The 20,943-nt window shown below is 37.6% G+C and carries 13 protein-coding genes; 1 reads left to right on the forward strand and 12 read right to left on the reverse strand.

Going from position 1 to position 20,943, the window contains the following annotated elements:
* The 11 genes from Q0W26_RS05610 to Q0W26_RS05660 all read right to left on the reverse strand — a co-directional run.
* The coding region (locus Q0W26_RS05610; RefSeq protein ID WP_298523294.1) for a DUF3344 domain-containing protein at positions 1-2,849 on the reverse strand (2,849 nt) is incomplete at its 3' end.
* A gap of 399 nt (positions 2,850-3,248) precedes the next feature.
* Positions 3,249-5,828 carry a DUF3344 domain-containing protein gene (locus Q0W26_RS05615; RefSeq protein ID WP_298523295.1) on the reverse strand — a complete coding sequence of 860 codons (2,580 nt, stop codon included), beginning with the start codon at positions 5,826-5,828 and terminating at the stop codon, positions 3,249-3,251.
* Positions 5,829-5,844: 16 nt separating this feature from the next.
* Entirely contained in the window at positions 5,845-6,180 is a 336-nt protein-coding gene (locus tag Q0W26_RS05620; protein ID WP_298523297.1) for a DUF2149 domain-containing protein, read from the reverse strand.
* A gap of 16 nt (positions 6,181-6,196) precedes the next feature.
* A complete protein-coding gene (locus tag Q0W26_RS05625) occupies positions 6,197-6,841 on the reverse strand; it encodes a MotA/TolQ/ExbB proton channel family protein (protein ID WP_298523298.1) in 645 nt (214 codons plus the stop codon).
* 12 nt (positions 6,842-6,853) lie between these two features.
* Positions 6,854-7,561 (reverse strand): DUF2162 domain-containing protein, encoded by a 708-nt coding sequence (locus Q0W26_RS05630; protein WP_298523299.1) that lies wholly within the window; start codon positions 7,559-7,561, stop codon positions 6,854-6,856.
* 37 nt (positions 7,562-7,598) lie between these two features.
* Positions 7,599-12,662, reverse strand: coding sequence for a cobaltochelatase subunit CobN (locus tag Q0W26_RS05635; RefSeq protein WP_298523300.1), 5,064 nt, complete (start codon positions 12,660-12,662; stop codon positions 7,599-7,601).
* A gap of 276 nt (positions 12,663-12,938) precedes the next feature.
* Complete coding sequence (locus Q0W26_RS05640) at positions 12,939-14,303, reverse strand: MATE family efflux transporter (RefSeq protein ID WP_298523301.1); 1,365 nt, start codon at positions 14,301-14,303, stop codon at positions 12,939-12,941.
* Position 14,304: 1 nt separating this feature from the next.
* Positions 14,305-15,108 (reverse strand): hypothetical protein, encoded by an 804-nt coding sequence (locus tag Q0W26_RS05645; protein ID WP_298523303.1) that lies wholly within the window; start codon positions 15,106-15,108, stop codon positions 14,305-14,307.
* The gene (locus Q0W26_RS05650) at positions 15,101-15,886 is read right to left on the reverse strand and encodes a hypothetical protein (RefSeq protein WP_298523304.1); all 786 of its coding nucleotides are present in this window, start codon (positions 15,884-15,886) and stop codon (positions 15,101-15,103) included. Before Q0W26_RS05650 ends, Q0W26_RS05645 begins: the two co-directional genes overlap by 8 nt.
* An 81-nt stretch (positions 15,887-15,967) precedes the next feature.
* Complete coding sequence (locus Q0W26_RS05655; RefSeq protein WP_298523306.1) at positions 15,968-18,187, reverse strand: RyR domain-containing protein; 2,220 nt, start codon at positions 18,185-18,187, stop codon at positions 15,968-15,970.
* Between the two features lie 98 nt (positions 18,188-18,285).
* Complete coding sequence (locus Q0W26_RS05660) at positions 18,286-20,520, reverse strand: RyR domain-containing protein (protein WP_298523307.1); 2,235 nt, start codon at positions 20,518-20,520, stop codon at positions 18,286-18,288.
* 127 nt (positions 20,521-20,647) lie between these two features.
* Between Q0W26_RS05660 and Q0W26_RS05665 the strand changes: the two genes are divergently transcribed.
* Positions 20,648-20,782 carry a hypothetical protein gene (locus Q0W26_RS05665; RefSeq protein ID WP_298523309.1) on the forward strand — a complete coding sequence of 45 codons (135 nt, stop codon included), beginning with the start codon at positions 20,648-20,650 and terminating at the stop codon, positions 20,780-20,782.
* A 4-nt stretch (positions 20,783-20,786) separates the two neighbouring features.
* On the opposite strand, the gene Q0W26_RS05670 is transcribed toward Q0W26_RS05665, so the two are convergent.
* Positions 20,787-20,924 carry a hypothetical protein gene (locus Q0W26_RS05670; RefSeq protein WP_298523311.1) on the reverse strand — a complete coding sequence of 46 codons (138 nt, stop codon included), beginning with the start codon at positions 20,922-20,924 and terminating at the stop codon, positions 20,787-20,789.
* Between the last annotated feature and the right edge of the window lie 19 nt (positions 20,925-20,943).

Raw genomic sequence — 20,943 nt, forward strand, 5'->3', positions numbered from 1 at the left:
TTAACAAATTCATTTCCAATCATTTCCACATAACTGTCAGAAACAACTGTCCTTCCAGCGTTATTATAATCATTGGACAATAAATCCATACCAACAGCAAAGATAACATCTTTGAAATTGCCTCCAGGAGTGTTGTACAAGTAAACTAAAGTACTTGGATAAACAGCAGGAGTAGGATAATTCTTATTCAAGACAAGAGTATTATCACCAGAGACATTTAGTAAATCGCCGACCTTGTAAACTAAAAGACCGTAGCCATAATTACCGTATTTGCCGAGGTTGCCTTGATCTCTATAGAAGCCTCTTGGAGCAACGGATACGCCATTGAATGTCACATTGAACATGTCTTCAGTTTCATTGTAGGATTTGGCATTGAACCAATTGTATGGGATAAATACCACTGCCTCTTTAAGATAAGAATCATCAGGGATATTGACGGTCCATACATCTGTTCTGTTCATATCCTTAGAACCTAAATATGTGCTATCGTCTTTAACATCAATTACAACATCCCCATCAATCACATAATGGAATTGTTCGAAACCTGTGACATTGTATTCCTCATCATGACCTAAATAACCGTTATACAGTACAGGAACAGTTATCTCTGATTTATCTAATAAATAATCATTTGCATAGACGTAGACTGTATAATTGACTTTTGTATTGTTTGCCCCGTTTACAGTAGATTCATCGATTGGTCTGATTGTAAGATCGGTCAGTAAAAATTCATAAGTTCCATTGGTTAATGTTGCATTAACCTCATCAACTTCAACACCATCAGCATGTAAACAAATAGTGTAATTACCATTTAAATCAGTTGATACTGTGACTTTCAATGTATTGTTGGTTCCTGCATAGGCGGAAGGAACTGATGTGTATTCTGTTTTGATTGAATCAACGGTAGCAACAAGACCAGTATCAATTACCATAAATTGAGGTAAAGCCAAAATGGTGGAGCCTGTAGCTACAAATGAAACATTATTCAATTCAGCGAAAACATCGGTAACGTTAGCTATAAACAAATCGGTAGTTGAGGAAGTTCCATTCCAAACATTCACAAATTCCTTACCATTGAATATAATGTTACCTTCACCAGCTTGAGCACTGGCGGCTAAAACATAAAGTGAAGCATCAACAAAAGTACTATTACCCAAGTCCATATCAGTGTCAGACTTAACTATTCTGCCAGCAACATTATTGGAGTTGGACAATAAATCAGCACCCAAATTAAACATTATATATTTTAAACTGCCAGGAGCATTATACCAGTAAGCCAAAGCACTTGGATAAACAGCAGGAGTAGGATAATTCTTATTCAAGACAAGAGTGTTGTCACCTGAGAGATTTAATAAATCAACAACCCTGTATATTAAAACACCGTAACCGTATTTGCCGTAGTTGCCCAAGTTTCCTTGGTCCCTATATAATGATTTTGGACTAATGCTTACGCCGTTAAATGTTACATTAAACATGTCTGCAGTTTCATTATACTTGTTAGCGTTGAACCAATTATATGGAATGATTAAAATTGCATTAACAAGTTCCGCATCTTCCAAATCGATAGTCCAAACATCGGTTCTGTTCATTGCAGAAGCACCTAAATAAGTGCTAACGTCTTTAACGTCAATTACAAGATCGCCTGTAGCAACTTCATAAAATTCCTCAAAACCTGTAACGTTGTATTCCATGTCGTAACCTAAATTACCGTTGTACAATACAGGAACGATTTTTTCTGCAGAAGCTACTTCATCACCCTCTAAAGCGACATTGACTGTGTAATTCACTTTGACATTATCTGCACCGTTTACGGTGGTTTCATCAATGGCCCTAATTGTAGGGTCATTAATTAAAACAGTAGATTCAGTTTTACCATCGAGTTTCACAACAGTGCTGTTTACTGGAGCACCGTCAGCCAATAGCTGTACTGTGTAATTGCCAGCCTTATTAGCCTTAACTTTGACAGTTAAAATGTTGTTGGTACCTGCATAACAAGTAGGAACACTGGTGTATTCAGTGTTGAATGTGACTTCTGCTGCAGGTTGAACTTTTAAAACTGTTAAAACATTCTTAAGTGAATATCCTACATTTGTGGATAAAAGTTCAGTTTTTGATTCTGCATTCATCTTGTCAGCAACGTTCCAGTTACTGTATTGATAAGTGCTGGCTGATGTATGATTATCAGGATTACCAAGGAATTCCCCATTCAATGTGTAGTTTCCATCTTTACTGGAAAGTGCAATATTTGTTAAATCAGCACCAATAACACTTTTTAAACCAGTTGTATCGAATGTAGTAGTGACATTGCCTTTTGTCCATCTTTGAGTAGAATCCACCCAATAGTTAATGATATCATTATCACCATCATTATACGCTAGAACTAAAGCAATGAGTTTTATTCTACCATCAAATGATTTATTATCCATTTTAAAAGTATCAACTTTAATGACAATTGATGAACCATTTAATCCTTTTAAAGAACTTGTAATGTCATAACGCATTTGATAATCGGAATAACATTTGTCAATATGGTCATTTACAGGATAAACAGTTCCATCAGCAGTCCCATTTTCAATCCATAACTCTTCGCTTGCTATTTGATTTTCACCGTTATCAGTTTTCAAACTCACATTGGCATTTGCACCATAAGAATTTGATGCACTGCCCGAATAGACATTTACATAGACATTAGCACTTTTAATGTCTTTAGCATCAGATGGAATGTCATAGGTTAGACTACCAGATGTATTATACGGATTTGCCGTAGCCACATCGACATCACCTGAAACCTCGCCAGAATAAGTTTGTAAATCGTCTGCGCTAACAGCGCTTAGAGAGAAAACTATCATGAAAACCAACACAAATAAAAATATATATGATTTACTTTTCATAATATCCCACGATTTTTTCTTTCGGCACTTTATTTAAAGTCTGGAATAAAAGGAAATAATAGGTATCGTAAAAAATATAATACTTTAAATAAATTAGCCTTAATATTACTGAAGTAGTAATAACAATATAAATATTTCTTATTACTTTTTAGGTAAAAATTAGAAAAAAAGTAATACTTATCGCAAAAAGTAATACCTAATCAATTAAAATGAATGAATAAGTAATAAAAATTAAAAATCTATAAACTAGAAAAGTAATACTCTGTAAAAAATATATTATTATGAATTAAACATTATCCACAAATGCATAGAAATACAACATGCATTAAAAAAAATAGAAAAAATAGAGAAAAAACCCTATTTTTTTATAACCATTGTAGTTTTTGCCCTAATAGTATACCTTGAATCGCCTGAAGAAATTACAACCTTATGACTGCCTACCTTCAGAGATTTGGTGTTAAACTGAGCAATGCCCTTACTGTTGGTCTTAACAGTCCGAGTTATATATTTCTTGCCAGTGTATATCTTTAATTTAATATTAATGCTTTTGACTACCTTTTTGGTTGCCTGGTTTTTAACGGTAACCTTAAAGTATTTTGACTTTTTGAATTTATTGGTTACCTTTGGTGCATTTACAGTTGCTTTAGCCTTGGATACCTTGATTGATGAAACTGCATCTTTAACATCATAATTCTTATTTGAGGATGTGATTTGAACTTTATGGGTTCCGATAGCCAATGTTGATGCATCCTTAAAGCTTGCAACACCTTTTGAATCCGTCTTAATGGCCTTAGTGACATATTTGCTGCCAGTGAAAACCTTTAAAGTAATTTCCAAACCTTCAATAGGACGGTTTTTTGAATCCAAAGCTGTGACCGTGAATGCCTTGGCTGAATCATATGTAGCGGACAATGCTTTAGCATTCAGGCTTGCTTTAACTGGTGCCTTTTGGGTTGTTATGAGGATTTGGTTTAAGGCCAGAATTACAGATCCTGTTGCAACAAAGCGAACAGCGTTTGAATCTGTAAGTGAATCTGAAACATCAATAGAATATATTTCGACAGAGTTGGAAGTGCCGTTCCAAACATCCTCAAATTCATTTCCATTGAATATTATGTTGCCTTCACCGGCTTGAGCGCCGGCTGCAAAGACAGCAAATTCAGCTCCAGTCATATCCTTGGAAGAGGCATTTATAAGATTTGCTGCGTTTACAATTATGCCTGCATCATTGTAAGAATTGGACAACAGGTCTGCACCATTTAACATGTAAACGGTATGTATATACTCACTTTCAATATTATCATATAAATAAATCAGAGTACTTGGATAAACTGCAGTCAATCCGCTTTCCTTACTTAGAACCAGAACATTTTCACCAATTTTAGCCAAATCAGTCACATCATATATGAATAGACCGTATCCGTATTTTGCATAATTTCCCAAATTGGACTGGTCCCTGTAACTTGATTTTGGAGCGATTGCTTTGCCGTTGAATGTTACTTTAAATGAAGGTCCGTTCGGCCCAGTCGCATCACAGGTATATGCAATATAGACAAACGCTTTTTGTAAGGATGATGTTGCATTCAAATCAATATTCCAGATGTCTGTTCTGCTCAATGCTGAAGCAGACATGTAAGTGGATTCATCCTGATAATCCGCCATGATTCCTCCAGTAACGGCAAAAGACTGAATATCCTCAATATATGTTGCATTGTAAGCCAGATCTTTTCCCAAATAACCATTGTATAGAACGGAAACAGTCTTGTTGGCGATTCCCACAATGCCATCACCTAACTTCACATTAACAGTGTAAACTACTTTAGAATTATTGACCCCATTTACGGTGGTTTCATCAACTGGCCGAATAGTAGGGTCAGACAATAAAAGTGTAACATTGTTTGTACCATCCAAATCAACATTGGTGCTGTTTACTCTTATTCCATCAGCCAATAGTTCCACCAGATATTTTTCTGCAAAATTGGAATTCAGTTTAATGGTCAATGCATTATTAGTGCCTGCATAAGCAACATTGGCATATTCGATTTCCAGTGATGCATTAACGGCTACTTTTTTAGACTGCATTTTCAGGAAGGTCAAAACAGTTTTAAGAGAACCATAATCGCTTTTGCCCGCCATGGAAATCAATTGAGTATTTTGTCCTTCTTTTATTTTATCAAAAACGTTCCAGTAGTTGTATTGGTAATAATTTCCTGAAACGTGCTTATCAGCATCACCTAGGAAGTTTCCATTCAATTTGAAAATTCCATCACCGCTTGAAAGGGCAACATTTATCAAATCCGCAGCCACAATATCTGATACTCCGGCAGTATTGAATGAAGTTGCAACGTTTGTCTGTGTCCATTTCTGTGTAGCATCATACCAATAGAAAACTTTATCGCTGTCTCCGTCATCATATGCCAAAATTAATGATATGAGTTTGATTCTGCCATCGAACTGTTTATCATCCATTTTAAATGAATCGACTTTAACGGCGATAGATGAACCATTCAATCCTTTAACTGAATCGGTTATGTCGTAATGCATCTGATAGTCCGAATAACATTTATATGTGTGATTATTTACTGGATATATTGTTCCATCAGTGCTTCCGTCTTCAATCCATAATTTTTCGCTTGCTATCTGTTTTTCACCGTTTATGGTCTTTAAGCTCACATTAGCATTTAAACCGTAAGTGCTTTGAGCACTGCCGCTATAGATGTTTACATAAACATCGGCATTCCTAATGTCTTTGGCTTCAGAGGGAATGGCATATGTCAACTCTCCTGAGGTCTTCCAGGGATTGACCGTAACTACATCAGCATCCCCTGAAACTTCACCGGAATCTGTCAACTGCAAATCATCAGCACTAACCGCACTAATGGAGCAAGCCATGATGAATGCAAACACTATCAAAAAAATGAATGAATTATGTTTCATGATATCGCCTATAATATTATCCTTCAACCATTATCAATTTACCCGTCGACGGGTCCTTGTATACTTTTCCCATTTCCATATAACCCTGACCTGAACTTTCGGAAGACTCTGGAGTCTCATTCAACTCCTGGCCTTCAGTCACTTCAGTGATGTTGGTGGGAGATTGCTGAATGGCCTGAGTTTGGTCTTGAGAGGTGTCCTGAAATATTACGCTCTGCATATTCCAGCTTATCACTACAAAAATCAGGAACCCCACTGCAATTACAAGCATTGCGTCAACAAGGTTTGTTGTTCCTGCCATCGGGTCCTCTTCGCCTTCTGAAAATCTCTTTTTACATTTACGCCTAACCATAGCCAAAACTCCAGTGTTATTGTTTTAGTTTATCCAGAAGCGCATCTACCAAAGCGTCAAGGTTGGAGAGATCCTCTTCATACCATCGGCGTCTGATTTTTGACACGAAATAACCGACGGCACCTGCACCGATACCTACAACGGTAGTGTCGAATGCAACAATGATTGCACTGGCCAATGTGTTAACATCACCTGCACCTAAAGCTGCAAGACCCGGACCCATCGGAATCAGAGTCCCCATCAGACCTAAAGTCGGACCGATACGGGTGACGATGTCTGTTCTTTCAATTGTCTTTGCACGATTTGTCTCTTCAAATTCAATCAGCTTACGTGCAAGGGTCTGTCTTGAATCGGCAGTCAATGACTCCGCACGCAAGACCTTAACCAGAATGACCTTCTGATTTTCATATAGCTTAGCATTCTTAATTATATTCATCAGTTCCTCTGATGAGTTGGCGTTTGATATTGCATAAATCAGCTTTTCAAGCGTATCAGGAGTTATTTTCTTTCTGGAGGTATACTCTGAAATAAGACTTCCCAAAACGAGTATAGCGAAAAACGCAAAGATTACAAGAAATATGATTACCGGAATCTGCAGACTCTGCGCAATCATATTCAATCCAGAAGTCAACACTTCGCTTCCGGGAATTGTTGTTACCATATAATATCACCATTAATCTAAATAACTGTAATTTTTAAAGTAAAATCCGCCTAAAAACATTATCATCAGCATCAAACCTATTACTGCCAAAACGTATTCCGGAGACTGGATTGTGATTGCATCCATCGGATTTTGCAGTAGTGCAGTAATGTTTGGTAAGAATAGTGCGGATATCAGGAAGTAAATTCCCAAAAAGAACATGAAATTTCCCAGTACAATCGGATACGGCTTATTGATGAACTTGACCAGGTAATTTGAAGCATAATATGTCAAGATTATTGTTAAAACCAATGCAACTGCAACAATTACACTTAAGTTCATAAGTCCCAAACCAACTGTAGGAGCAACCAGCATGATACTTACAATGATTGATCCAAAACAGCATGGGCAAGGTGCAACAACCGCCATGCATGTGGCTGCAGTGGTATTTTTCTCGAATACCTTATATTCCCTGATTGTGAAAATCCCTGCCAGAATCATGATGACTGCCATTATTAGGAAAAATTCAAAATTATAAGTATAAATCAAATCAGTAATCTGGGCAGTAAAGAATGAAGAGATTTCAGTCAATATTAAAACTCCACCTCCATATCCAATCGAAACAATTGCCAGATATCTTTTAGACATATTGGCAAGTCCAGTAGCCAGACCCAATTTTATTCCAAATATTAAAACGGCAGACAGAATTCCCAACTGCCATAATAAACTAATTACTTCCATTATTTCCCTCTTTTTTTAAAAATAAAATAAAAATGAACTATAGATTCTCATTGAATAGTTCATCTAATTTTGTTGAATTTTTATCTTCGTCCTTGTCTCTAAAGTAGCCAACTCCTATTATGAGAATCAGACAGATTACTCCCAAAACTGCAATCAGACTCATTCCAACTTCACTGGCAGACTGCTGAGTGACAGGATTAATCTCGATTGATTTTTTAACATCAGCTCCTTTTGAATTTGCCCCTCCAACTTCTCCAGCAGAACTGCTTTCACCAGCATCAGAAACAGACTGTCCGTTTGAAGCAGAATTACTTTGTGAAAACTGATTGCTGTTAGTAGTGGAATTTGCTGAAATTGTTGATGAAGATGTTGAACCCTTCTCCGGATTAGGAGTGGATGGATCCGCATTTGTAGGGTCAGTATTCTCAGGAGGCACGTTATAGGAATTGTTTAAAAATACCGGGTTTTGAGTTGCCTGATACAGTTTAGGCAATAGCTGAGCCAAAATGTCCGGATTCACATACTGAACTGCCCATTGCATCATAGCAATGTTACCGCAGCTACAGTCACAGCATGCAACACCGTTTTTGACTGTTGCCTGAGCCCATGTATTTGCAATGTCACTTAAGGTTGAACTGCTTGCATCCCAATAACCTTCGTGAATAGCTGTCAGCATTGTTCCACTCATAGAAATAAGTGAATATGCATTGTTTCCACTGGCCAGCCAGTCCTTGACTCCCAAACCGTACTTGTCCTTATAATATGTATTGTAGACCCTGTTCCATAAATCATCTGAAACCGCATTCGGCCTTGTTACCTGCCAACCGTACAAATTGCTTACGAACTTGTTGGACATGTAACGGGCTCCGCTGTATCCTTCGTTCATCATTCCTTTAATCCAGTTAGGATTATCATATCTTGAAGCGATTTCCTGATACATCACCTCTTCGAGAGAGGATATATATGCATTATCCTTATCGGCATACATCAACACTTTCATTTTAGGGGATTTGCCGGATACGTTTTCAACAGCCATTGAAAGACCTCCCCAATAGTCGAAGAAGTCATCGTTGTCAAGTACACCGTATTGGTTGGTGTTACGGCTTGTGATTATTGTATCTGAGTTTGAAAGTGCCCTTAGGAAAACCAATGAGTTTGTATCACCCCAGTAGTTTTTGGAATACATATTTCCCATCCTGCCAAGGTAGAATTGGGCAAGCTCATCTGTATCGTTCCATGTCCATGACATTGATACCAGTTTTGATATTCCCGCACCATAATCCCCGTTAGGAGGTGCAAATATTCTTGTTATTGCACATTCACCAGCATATGTCGAATTATAACCGATACTTAAGTAATAAATGCAATCTTCAATCCAATGTTGGGCAACATAATTGTCACTTAATGCTTCGTTTGAAACACCATAATAGTTGATTCCACCGACAACACCTTCAAGAGCTTCCATTAACTGACTGCCATATTCACCATTCATCAATGTCTTGTTGTTGATTAGTGAGAGATATGACCTTGCAAGTGCAACCCTATATGCATTGTCCATCAGAATTGCCTGTGATGAGTATAAATCCCTAAACAATCCGCTTGTAATTACAGTGACGTCAATTCTTTTCTTGTCCCATCCTTCAGGTCTTGTCAAATCATCGAGCCTGATTACTTCAGGCATTGCACTTACCTTTTTACCTGTAGGGTTTCCTTCATCATCAAAACCTGCAGATGATGAATCTGTCCATACTGGCTTCATTCCAAGCAGATATAGAACTGTTGAAACCAATGCACCGTCGTCCCTTGCGGTTTCCACACACCATATTCCCATGATGGCCTTTTCGGTTGTATCATTAAGGTCAGCCAATGTCAACAATGCAAGGGTTTTTGCATAGTTCCATGCATCCTGTGTTGGAAGTTCGCTTGACTGGTCCTGGAACATGTTTCCACCTGTTGGAAGTACTGAAGGCTTTACAACAACCTCCCCTCCTTCTGCAACTGGAATGTATTTGCCATTCAATCCGTTGAGCATTGAATTGAGCTCTGAAGATATGGATTCATTGATTAGGCCAACATATGTCTTTCCAAGATTAAGGCAAGCAATGAGATTGGTACTGTTGAACTTAGGATTTTGACTGATTAAAAGAGAAGCCACAGTATCTGCATCCCAATAAATCAGGGCTTTGCAGATGTCATATGATTTGTTCAATATGAATTCCCTTTCAAAAGCTGTTAAATCAGCATATTCCTTAGAATAATATATATTTGAAAGCTCGCTGAATAAATTCAAAATGCCTCCGTTATTGTCCAATACCATGTCATGAGCAAGCATTGCTGCAACGGTATTTGCAATGTCCGCCTCATTCCAATATTCCCCAAGGGCATGAAGTCCCAAAGGATATAGGGTATCTTGAGTTGACTTTAAAAAGGAATTGACCTTTTGGATTAATGAATCGGCTGAAATGCTTTGGACTTCGCTCTTATTAAGACCCAGATTGGTTGAATAATCATTTGCAATAACCAAATCCCTTAACTTTTGAGAAATCATCTCCTTTTGAGAGTCGTCCTTGGCATTTTGATAATCATTAATCAGATTTGCCGCAGCCGTGAGGTTACCGTATAAGTGAGTGTAAGCCATTGGAGAGGTCAAGTGTGAAATCATGACTGCAAATCCCCTTCTTTTAGCTTGAATGGCTTCACCCAAACCATCACTGATATAGAAATACAATTGGGGAACGTCACCGACAACAACTGATCCGTAATCAGTTGCTGAAAGAAGAATCTCCTTTCCAGGCAGCCATTCGTGGGTTGCATGTCTTCCAACAAAGATCATCGCATTCGGATAATAGGTTTGCATATAATAATATGCTGCCAAATATTGGTGTGTTGGAGCAACCGCTGTACAGTGATACAGGTTTTCGATGTCCGCTTCCCATCCCCTTTGAGGTTCAGGTGCAATGAAGACATTTCCGAAAGTCAAACCTGGAATCACAAAGTAATCCTCACCATTTCTGTTGACTACCATGACATTTCCGGGAGCTTCTCCCCATCCGTTTAATCCTGAATTGTTTAAAGCGTTGAATTCTTCGAAATACTTTAGATATAATTCATAATAAGACTCATCATGAGTTTTGGCATAGTTTTTCAATGCGTTCACTATATTGTCCAAAACCTTTTTTGATTCGGCTGCATTTTCATCAGAAAGAAGTGAAACGACCTGATTGAGCCAGTCATCAATGGTATCTGAAATTGTGACAGTGTAGTTGAGCTCCACCGCCCTTCTTGTCAGTTCACCGATATATGCTACAGTTCCGTTTGAAACCTGTATCTTTACAATATCATCCAATGAGTCATACCATTCTGTGTATTCCTTAACAGGAAGCAAAGTGACACCGCTTCTGTTGGCCAGTTTTTCAAGCTCTCCTGGAGCCCATGTGGCAACATTGATACCGCAGGCAATGATTAAGTCTTCGAGTTCTGAGACATTTTTCGGCAGATCTCCAACATTATATCCGGCATCTTTCAAAGTGTAAAGCATATTATAGATACTTTTGATTGTATCCAGATAACTGGAACCGATATTCTGCTTTCCTGGAGGATAATTGTAATAGATTATTGAAATCATTTTCTCATCATTAACCGCATACTTCAAATCCACCCATGAATCTATCCTATCGGCCAAAAGTTCAATGTTTCCCTTATGTGCAATGTATGTGGAAATCCTTGCACCAGTAAGGTTTGAAATGTAACTTGAAGCGCCTCCAATGAAAGTTGCATCAATTATACCCTGAGTCTCGGCAATTGTGATATGCCACCACTTGTCACTTTTTTCTGTGGTCAGGCCTGTTGAACCAAGCTCCCACTTTTCGTTTGAGACATAATCTGAGTGCACAGCCCTAAAGACAGGAACTCCAACCTCTTCAAAAAAGTCTGTTGCCTTTGTGAAGTTTTCTCCACCTACACCATATGCAACCATTGAAACAATTGCATCAACATAGACATCATGGTCAGAGGAATTTGCCAAAAATCCAGCGATATCTGCCCCTGCAGATGTCCATGATTCAACCATCACTGCCAACTGTTCGGCGGAACCTCCGGCTGCAAATACTGGAATTACATTATATCCCCTTGCTTCGAGAGATTCGATGATTGAATAGCAGGTATGCAACTGCTGGGATTCGATATACATGGTACTTTCCAAAACACCAACCGTGCGAGTCCTTGATGAGTTGAAAAATGTCTGAATATACTCATCCAATGAATACCATCTGTCCCTGTAGATTCCATAGTTTTTGGAACCGGTAAAAGTAGGTTCTTTGAAATCGACATCAAATCCCAAATAATTCAGGATGCAGAGAATCTGATTTTTCAGATTGTCCTTATCGTTCAAGTCCTTGTAGAGAACCAGCTGGTTTAGGAAAGTGTTGAAATCCCCACCATAACTGCTTATGTAATCGTATACAGTCGGATAGGAGATTCCTCTTTTGGTATTCTTGAAATAACCAATCAAATCCTCATTTGAGATTCCGGTGAAAATCTTGTTGTAGTTCAGGGTGTTGTTTCGAATCAGGTTTATTGAACTTGATTCGGAGTTCAGATTACCTGAAGGAGGTTCCAGAATCAGGAATATCCTCTTGTTGGACAATTCAGGGTTATTTACCATGACGCTAGTCAGGACAGAATCTACATCACTGCTTATCCACTCTCCGATGAATGCATCGCATGATGAAAGATATCCGACCAGCTCATCCTCTTCCATTGTCTTGACCTGGTCTCCGCTTCTGATAACAAGATTCACATTCTTCAGCTGATTTTCGTCTGAAAGTTCCAAACCAGCCTTATCCAGTATGTTCACTCCAGGATTATCGCTGATTATAAATAAGGTAGTTTCATGAGAATCGCTTATGTTCTCATAAGAATCATCAGTTGAAATCTTTTTAGAGACGTCCTTGTCTGAAACTTTTATGATTCCATCATCCGAATCCTGATTCATATTATCTGTGACATTTTCCTCGGCAAAAGCCATGTTGAGAGAAACGGAGAATATCAGCATCAATAAAAGTACCAGTACAATCTTTTGCTTGTTTCTAAAAAAATTCATATAAATTCACCTTTAAATTTAAAGGATTGTAGCAAATTTCCTAAAAAAATTATTACTACAAATAATAAATTTATAATAAAAATAGATATAAAACTTTCTAAAAAAAGTAATACTAAAATCCTTGAAATCGCATGAAAAGTAATACTGATAGATATTTTAACCCAAAAGTAATACCTAATATATAAATGATAAAAATAAAAGTAATACTTAATTATTGAGTAATACTAAAAGTGCAAAATCAAAAGAAAAAGTAATACTTTTTAATCATCATCTTATTCAACAGGAATCTCGGCACTGTCTTTTGAACTTCAAGTTGAATATCCAGATGCAGACAAATCCTGCAAGAGACCCTATGTTCATTCCGATGATTGCACCCAAATAAACTCCAAACACACCCATGCCCATTGTTATTCCCATGATATAAGCAAATGCCATGCTCAAAACCAGTTCACGAAGAATTGTCAGGGAAAGTGACTTGAAGCCTGCGCCGACTCCCTGATATGCATAGGCTGCAGTGGCTCCGAAAGGAATCAGGAAATTGTAGAATACCAGCATCCTCAATATTTCAGCGGCCCTATCAACCAGTGCCAGGTTTCCCGCCTGGAAATTGAATACTTCGCAAATAGGATATGCGAAGATGAAAAACACCACACTGATTAAAAGAGTAATCGCCAGGCTCAACATGGTGGAGTATCTGATTGTTTCATCAAAATGGGCGCAATCCCTTGCACCATAGGCCACACCTGAAACCGTTATTGTCGCTATTCCTATTGCCATGCACGGAAGGAAAACAATTGAGATGAATCTCCAGGCTATTGTAAATGAAGCTATCTCATTAACGCCTGCAGTTACGACAATCAGATAGTTTAAGATGATTGCCACAAGTGAAAATATGATCTCCTCGGTTCCGGCAGGAAGAGCCACAACAAGAATCTCCCTATAGATTTCCAGTTTTCGCCTGTAATGGCTAAAAGTGAACTTGAAGAAAGTGTCCCTTTTGACATATATCCAGTAGAGCATCCAAAGAAAACCTAAGAATGATGCGATGACTGTTGCAAGGCCTGCTCCGAAAATGCCCAAATCAAATCCGTAAATCAGGATAGGGTCCAGAATTATGTTAATGATGCCTGCAACTATCAACGGATACGTTGCACGCCTGACATTGCCTTCAGCACGGAAGATGCTTGAGGTTACGTTAGGTGCGAGAAATGCAATGTTTAGCAAAAATATTATTTGGCCATAGCTTAGGCAATATGTGCTGACAGACGATGCGCCAAAAATCACTACCAAATCATCCAAAAAGAATATTCCCACAATTAAAATGACAATTGACACCACAACCATCAGAATAAATGAGTGGATAACCGCATTATTTGCATCGTCAAACTTGCCCGCACCGACATATCTTGAAATCAGCGAATTTGTACCTGCACCGACACCGTTTCCAAGACCTATGATTACAAGATACAGAGGCGAAATGAAACCTAACGCCGCCAATGCATCCGCATTAATGCCTGCAACCCAAAAACTATCAATGAGATTATTCAAAAACATCAAAAGCAATGAAAAAATAGTTGGAAACGCCAATCTGTTAATCGCCTTTCGGGGATTTCCGGTAATCGAATCTATATTGGTGCTCATTTTACCTTTTCTTGTTTTTTTCCACCAGCTCTTCCAGATGGTCGAATTTCCTGTTGACCTGTTTAACCACAATAGCTACCGTCAGCGTTGCAGTGGCAACACCAGATAAAATAAATCCTGCCCAAACTAGGAATATTGCATTTAATTTTCCGATGCCAGATGTTCCAAGAATAGAATAACCGTTACTTGTAAATGCATTTGAAACCATGGCAATAGAATCTATAGGAGGGACATCTTCCACTACAATGGTTATGAAGAAACTGATGAAGACTATTGAAAACAGAAGCAGGATTGTTATTCCCAATCGGTTCTCTTCAGTATACCTGAAAAAGTTCTCGTAATACTTCTTAATGAAATATAAAAACACGAAAATATGAACAAAATTAAAAAACATGACCCAACTGAAAGGAACCAATAATTCTGAAATGGAACCGAATGGAATCAGGAGAAACAAAATGCACTTGCTTTTAAAAGAGGAAATATCCAAATTTATTGCCAAAAGCAGAGAAACAATCAAGTCAAAAATCAACAAATTGAATGATTCGCTGCTCCATCCGAAAATGAGATACAGAATATTAATTATCAGAATTAACACCATTATAAGATTATAAACCTGTTTCAGGGTGGACTGTTCCTCTTCAGGCAGATATTCATCAATGTTGAAAAATCTTGAAGACCTGAAAAATGAAATATTCTTAAATGACTTTAATAGATACCTTCCAATGAATACCATAGCTAAAAATATGATAAGCACTACTATGAAATCCCTTGAAAAATCCATCAGCGAAAATGTCAAATCAACCATCATTATCACCAATATCCTCAATTATCATTTCAAGCTGCTTAACACGTTTATTAAAATGTTTCAAGAGAAGCGCAGCCGTTAATGTCGCTGTACCGGCAATGGAAATGACATATCCTCCCCATACAAGGAAAAGACTGTTTATTTTTCCTACAATAGAATTTCCCAAAATGGCATATCCGTTACTTGTAAATGCATTAGAAACCATTACAAGAGAGTCCAGAGGATTTACTCCTTCAACAAATTGAGTGATAAAAAAGCTAACGAATATTATAACAAACAATAATGTTATTGTTACCCTCAACCCGTTGGAATCGGTGTATTCAACAAACTTGTCATAATAGAACTTAACGAAATATAAAAAGACAGGAATATGAATAAAATCAATGAGCATAATCAAACTGTAGTGATCCAACATATATGCCATAGCTCCATATGGAACCAGCAATATCAATAATACCTTGTTTTTTAATGAGCTTTTATCAAGAGTAATTGCGATATACAGTGACAACGCAAAGTCAAACACTACAAAATAAATCAAATCTCCCCCAATGAAGATTAATGAATACAGAACATTTATGAAACACAACGCCATTAAAATCAGGTAGGAGATTTGCTTTAGATTAGAGAGTTCCTCCTCTGGAAGAAATTCCACAGGGTCTAAATTTTTAAGCAAATATTTCTTGATTTTATTATGTATGAAAACTCCAATGTAAGTCACAATTAGAAAAATGATTATTATTATTGCCAGCTGAAGCAATGATTTAGTTAGTATATCCATTATATCCCTCTAATAATATTTAAGAAGTTTTCATATAATACCTTTTTGCGAAAATGATTAAAAAGAGCAAATTATAGCAATTTACTCAAGTTTAATAATCTTCAACCCTACATTATTACACAAAGTCGGAAGATGCTTAAGGGTTCTGATATTGAGTTTCTTAACCTTATTGTTCAAATCATCCCATGAGACCAGATTAGGATTTGTCTTTTTGGTTTTGTTCTTTCTAGAACCGTATTTCCAACCGAAGTTAATGTTGTCAAGATACCATGACTCATGTTCCCTTCTGGCAAGATATGTGGCTTCCTTTTGAGACAGTTCTGTTACTTCTTCACCGTCTTCCTCAACGGAAACCAATTTATAGCCCAAATCACCCAATGTCTTTACCAGCAGGGTAGTCTGCTTATAGTTTGAGAACCTGATGTCCTGAGACAGTTCATCAAATTCCTTGGCCTTTACCTTGTCGCTGTAATACTTGTGCTTTTCGTGAGTGAGAAGCTTCAATTTGGAATCCACAACCTTCAATCCGATTGATTTTAAAATTGCAGGAATGTTTTCAATTGAATCTATGTCCTTCTGCTTTTCGGCTTTAGGCAATTTCTTCCAATCACGCAGGGACGGATGGTGTTTCAATTCATTGTTTCTTTTGGATTTATATATCCATCCGTTTTCCAGTTTTTCTTCACACCATCTTTCATGCTCATACATGGCCAGATTTATGATTTCATCCTTCGAAAATGTGTATTCCGGTCTTGGATCATCAAGCAGCGCCATTTCACATCCAATCATGTTTAGCTTTGTCGGAATGGATTTAGCCTGCCTTATGTTTGATAGCTTGAATTCTGGTGAGAGATCATCATATGTTTCCCTGACAAGCCTTCCCTTCTTCTTCTCTTCATTTACATAATTCTGATGAACTTGCGCAGCCAAGAGTTCTATGTTGCTCATGAGGACATATGGAGCCTGAACATCCCTGCGCTCTATTTTCCTTATGACATCACCAAGCTCGATTTTTGTTTTGATGAAGAATATGTCGAAAATGTCTTCGATGAATAGAACATCATTGAGGAAGGAAACCTTGTCCTTTGAAAATCCGAATCCAAGTGATCCTGACTTGACGACATACTTTACAATCATCTTTTCATTGTCAATGTCAATCAGCAAGTCATTAACATGGTTTTTCTGCTTGTCCTTGATGCCCAGTGGCCTGCGGTTCCATTCCTGAAGCTCATCACATAAAATCAGAAGAAACGCCAAAGGAGAATCGGAACATGCAAGCTGGTCCAGTTCAAAAGGAGCCTTTTGCAGGATGTTTCTGTAATAGTTATGCAAGAGAATGGCGCTTGCGCTGTCTACAATCGGATAGAAAAAGAAGTCCTGATCCTTTTTAGGTATTGCCTGTATGAGGGAACCGTAAGAGTTGAGAACAAGAATTGATGAGAAAAATCCGTGGTCGATAAAACCGTTGTTGCCCATATAATCAACAAAATTGTCCAGATGGTTTAAAAGCATGTTCAAATCGACTTCCAAATCATTGGATATCTTATGCGCCATGATGTTGGTAGGCTTGAAGAGGTCAAGGAACTTTGACTCAGGATACTCTTCACGGTAGCGGTCTGCAAATTCCGGCTTGATTTTGCGGATTGAATTGAATTCATTGAAGTTCTTAAAGTCTATGCCGGTTTGCACCTTATATGACCTGGAAATGGATTGGACACCTTCATTGATGAACTGCTTCAGCTGCTTTCCGATAATTTCAACAGGATAACCGATGTCATGGAAAAGTGAAGCTATTCCCCAGCGGTACAGGAATTCCTCATTGGAAACTTCAATGACTTTGCCTTTTTCGTCTTCGAACCTGTAATATTTCTGGTAAGGGGATTCCTCGATGTAATCCTTGAATATTCTCCTGTACTGTGAATTTTGTGAATAGATTGCCAGACCCAAAAGGAAAACATTCACAGAATGGATGAAATGGTCCCTCTGCTTTTCAATCAAATCCCCTGTGCTGTTTTCATATTTTCTCATTATCTTGACCAGTTCAAGAAGGGAATTCGGTTCGTTTGAAATGAATGATTCCGCCTGTTTGTCAGGGTCCGATTTGTTTTCAGCAGTAATCTGATAGATCATGAAAAATGTTTCATAAACTTCATATGCATTATATGAGTTTTCATTTTCCAAAAATGCATAAACGACAGCCTGTAACAGGTCTTTGTATTTATGGCCGTTGTTTATATCATCATACAGTTCCAAATCGTTGAAAAAATCATCAATGTATTTTTTGAAATTATCGTCAGACATCGTTACACCTTATTAGAATATATTGTAATTGATATTTATTAAGCTTAACAACGTTGTGCCGGAAAAAATGCTTCAACTAAAAGAGAAAATTGTTAAAATTAGTTTTTAACAATCTTTAAGCCGACATTTTGGCATAAACGTGGCAGGTTTCTGAATGTATTCTTATTCATCTCCTGAATCTCATAGTCCAGCTCGTCCCAGTCGACCAGGTTAGGATTTGTCATTGCCTCATCGTCCTTGACCGAGTCATATCTCCAGCCAAGATTGAATTTGACTTTGCACCATTCCATGTGTTCCCTTTTGGCGAGAAACTCGATTTCATCTTCATTGAATGAAAACACAGGATTACCCTTGGAATCCAAATCAAGCATATCATATCCGAGTTCGGACAATATCTTCATGAGTATTTCCGTCTGTTTGTAGTTTGAAAACTTGATGTAGTCAGGAAGATTGTCAAAGTCGCCGCCACCATAAAACTTGTGCATTTCAAAAGTGAGCAACCTCTCTTTTGTCCGTACAATCTTATATCCTATCTTATCAACAAGATTAGGAATGTTCATGACCGGATCGATATCATACTGCTGGATTTCAGGAGGAAGTTCATCCCAAGGAACCAGATAATTATGGATTAATTGTTCATCATCCCTTTCAGGACCGAAAGTCCATCCGGTGCCTTCCTTTTCCTTGCACCATTCATCATGTTCATAAATAGCCAAATCAAGGATTTCCTCTTCCAAAAATTCAGTGATTGCATCCCTTTCATCAGACTTCTCTGCAAGTTCACATCCGATAATATCCAATTTAACAGGAATTGACCTTGCCTGGCGAATATTTGCTATTTTAAGCTGAGGGGACAGCTCTTCATAAGTTGTCAGATTATTGTAGGAACTGATGAAATCGTCATCAAGAGTTCCTTCAGCTTCCCTTTGCAGATATTCATTTTTCTTTGAATTTAGATATTGCTGGTGAATGTTGATTGCCAATTTTTCAATGTTTCTAAGCAGAATACCTGACTCTTTGGCCTGCGAGTGAACAATTTCACGTATTACATTATCCTGATTAAGATTGATTTTTATCCTCAATCCCAATTCGAATACACTGGAAAGTGACAATACTCCTTTGAGAAGTTCCAGTTTATCTTCTGAAAATCCGAGTCCCAATGACCCGTCCCTGACAACATACACGACATCCATACCATAATCATCAATCTTTAAAAGCAGTTCATTTACATGGCTTTTCTGCTTATCCTTAACGCCGAATGGAGTTCTGTTCCATTCCTGAAGCTCATCGCACAATATCAGCAGGTATGCAATAGGAGAATTGGCAGGGTGCAGACCTTTCAGGTTGAACGGTTTTTTCTGCAATACGTTTCTGTAATAATTATGCAATAAAATTGCAGTTGCACTGTCCACAATCGGATAGAAAAAGAAATCATGATTTTTTGCATATTTCTGCATCAGATAACCGTAGGAGTTTAAAACAAGAATGGATGAGAAAAATCCATGGTCGATAAAACCGTTTTCGCCCATTATATCAACAAATGAGTCAAGGTGCTTTGCAACATCATTCATATTAACAGACTTGAAATCAGTGGCAATCTTATGAGCCATTATGTCTGTCGGCTTGAACATGTTGAGGAATTTTGATTCAGGATAAACCGCATTATAGTCGTCTGCAAAGTCCGTTTCCTTTTTAATGATTGAATTGAACTCATTGAAGTCCTTAAAGTCAATTGCTGTGTCGGCATCATAGGAACTTGAAATGGTTTTCATGCCATCATTAATGAAGCTTCTCAGCTGCTTTCCTATAATCTCAACAGGATACCCTATGTCATGAAATAGAGATGCTATTCCCCAGCGATAGAGGAACTCCTCATGGGAAAATTCACCGTCAATCTTGTAATACTTCTCATAAGGACTTCTCAGGACATACTGCTTGAAGAACTTCCGGTAATTTTTATTCTGGGCATAAACCGCAAGCCCCAATAGGAACACATTAACGGAGTGGATAAAATGATCCCTTTGCTTGTCAATCAGATCTCCAGTACCTTCCTCATACTTCCTCATTGTGTCCACTAGATTAAGAAGGGTGTTCTTCTCTTTTGTAATTGAACCGTTGTCCGATTCTGAGGATTTGTCTTCAGCCGTAATCTGATAAATCATGAAAAAAGTCCTATAAATCTCATATGCATTGTGAGTATTTTCAACATCAAAAAATACGTCTATTACTGCCTTCAATAAATCTTCGTAATGATGGCCGTTGTTATAGTCATCATAAAGGACCAAATCATCGAAAAACTTATCAACATACTTTCTTAGATTAAGTTTATCCATTTTAAACCCCCTGATAATATTAGTTTATAACTTATTTTAAATAACATTATTGATTTTAGAAAATTACTGTCCAAACCATGTTTAAGTTTCATCTGCACAACTTTCATTATTTATTTCCGGATTATGTATGTTCCACAAGTCCAACAACCGTGTTAATCTTGATGAATTCCCACTGATTTTCGAATATCTCATGGATTTTGACCTGATTCCGATACAATCAAAACATCCAAAACAAAAGTCCAATCCAATTGTCATTAGTTAAGAACTTACCTGCTTCCGATTAACTCTCCCAGCACTTTTATTGCAAGTTTTAAGTCAGACGGGTTGTTGAAGTCAAGAAATCCATCCGAATTACTTTTGTTCAGTATTACTGTCGGTTCCGCTGCATCGTTATTGTCGTTCATGAACACCACTTCTCATTAA

The organism is uncultured Methanobrevibacter sp., assembly GCF_947169325.1.
Lineage (GTDB): Archaea > Methanobacteriota > Methanobacteria > Methanobacteriales > Methanobacteriaceae > Methanocatella.

Coding starts and splice junctions, on each gene's coding strand:
- Q0W26_RS05615 (WP_298523295.1), bottom strand. CDS start 5,828: ATGAAACATAATTCATTCATTTTTTTGATAGTGTTTGCATTCATCATG.
- Q0W26_RS05625 (WP_298523298.1), bottom strand. CDS start 6,841: ATGGTAACAACAATTCCCGGAAGCGAAGTGTTGACTTCTGGATTGAAT.
- Q0W26_RS05670 (WP_298523311.1), bottom strand. CDS start 20,924: ATGAACGACAATAACGATGCAGCGGAACCGACAGTAATACTGAACAAA.
- Q0W26_RS05630 (WP_298523299.1), bottom strand. CDS start 7,561: ATGGAAGTAATTAGTTTATTATGGCAGTTGGGAATTCTGTCTGCCGTT.
- Q0W26_RS05620 (WP_298523297.1), bottom strand. CDS start 6,180: ATGGTTAGGCGTAAATGTAAAAAGAGATTTTCAGAAGGCGAAGAGGAC.
- Q0W26_RS05660 (WP_298523307.1), bottom strand. CDS start 20,520: ATGGATAAACTTAATCTAAGAAAGTATGTTGATAAGTTTTTCGATGAT.
- Q0W26_RS05665 (WP_298523309.1), top strand. CDS start 20,648: ATGTTCCACAAGTCCAACAACCGTGTTAATCTTGATGAATTCCCACTG.
- Q0W26_RS05635 (WP_298523300.1), bottom strand. CDS start 12,662: ATGAATTTTTTTAGAAACAAGCAAAAGATTGTACTGGTACTTTTATTG.
- Q0W26_RS05640 (WP_298523301.1), bottom strand. CDS start 14,303: ATGAGCACCAATATAGATTCGATTACCGGAAATCCCCGAAAGGCGATT.
- Q0W26_RS05655 (WP_298523306.1), bottom strand. CDS start 18,187: ATGTCTGACGATAATTTCAAAAAATACATTGATGATTTTTTCAACGAT.
- Q0W26_RS05645 (WP_298523303.1), bottom strand. CDS start 15,108: ATGGTTGATTTGACATTTTCGCTGATGGATTTTTCAAGGGATTTCATA.
- Q0W26_RS05650 (WP_298523304.1), bottom strand. CDS start 15,886: ATGGATATACTAACTAAATCATTGCTTCAGCTGGCAATAATAATAATC.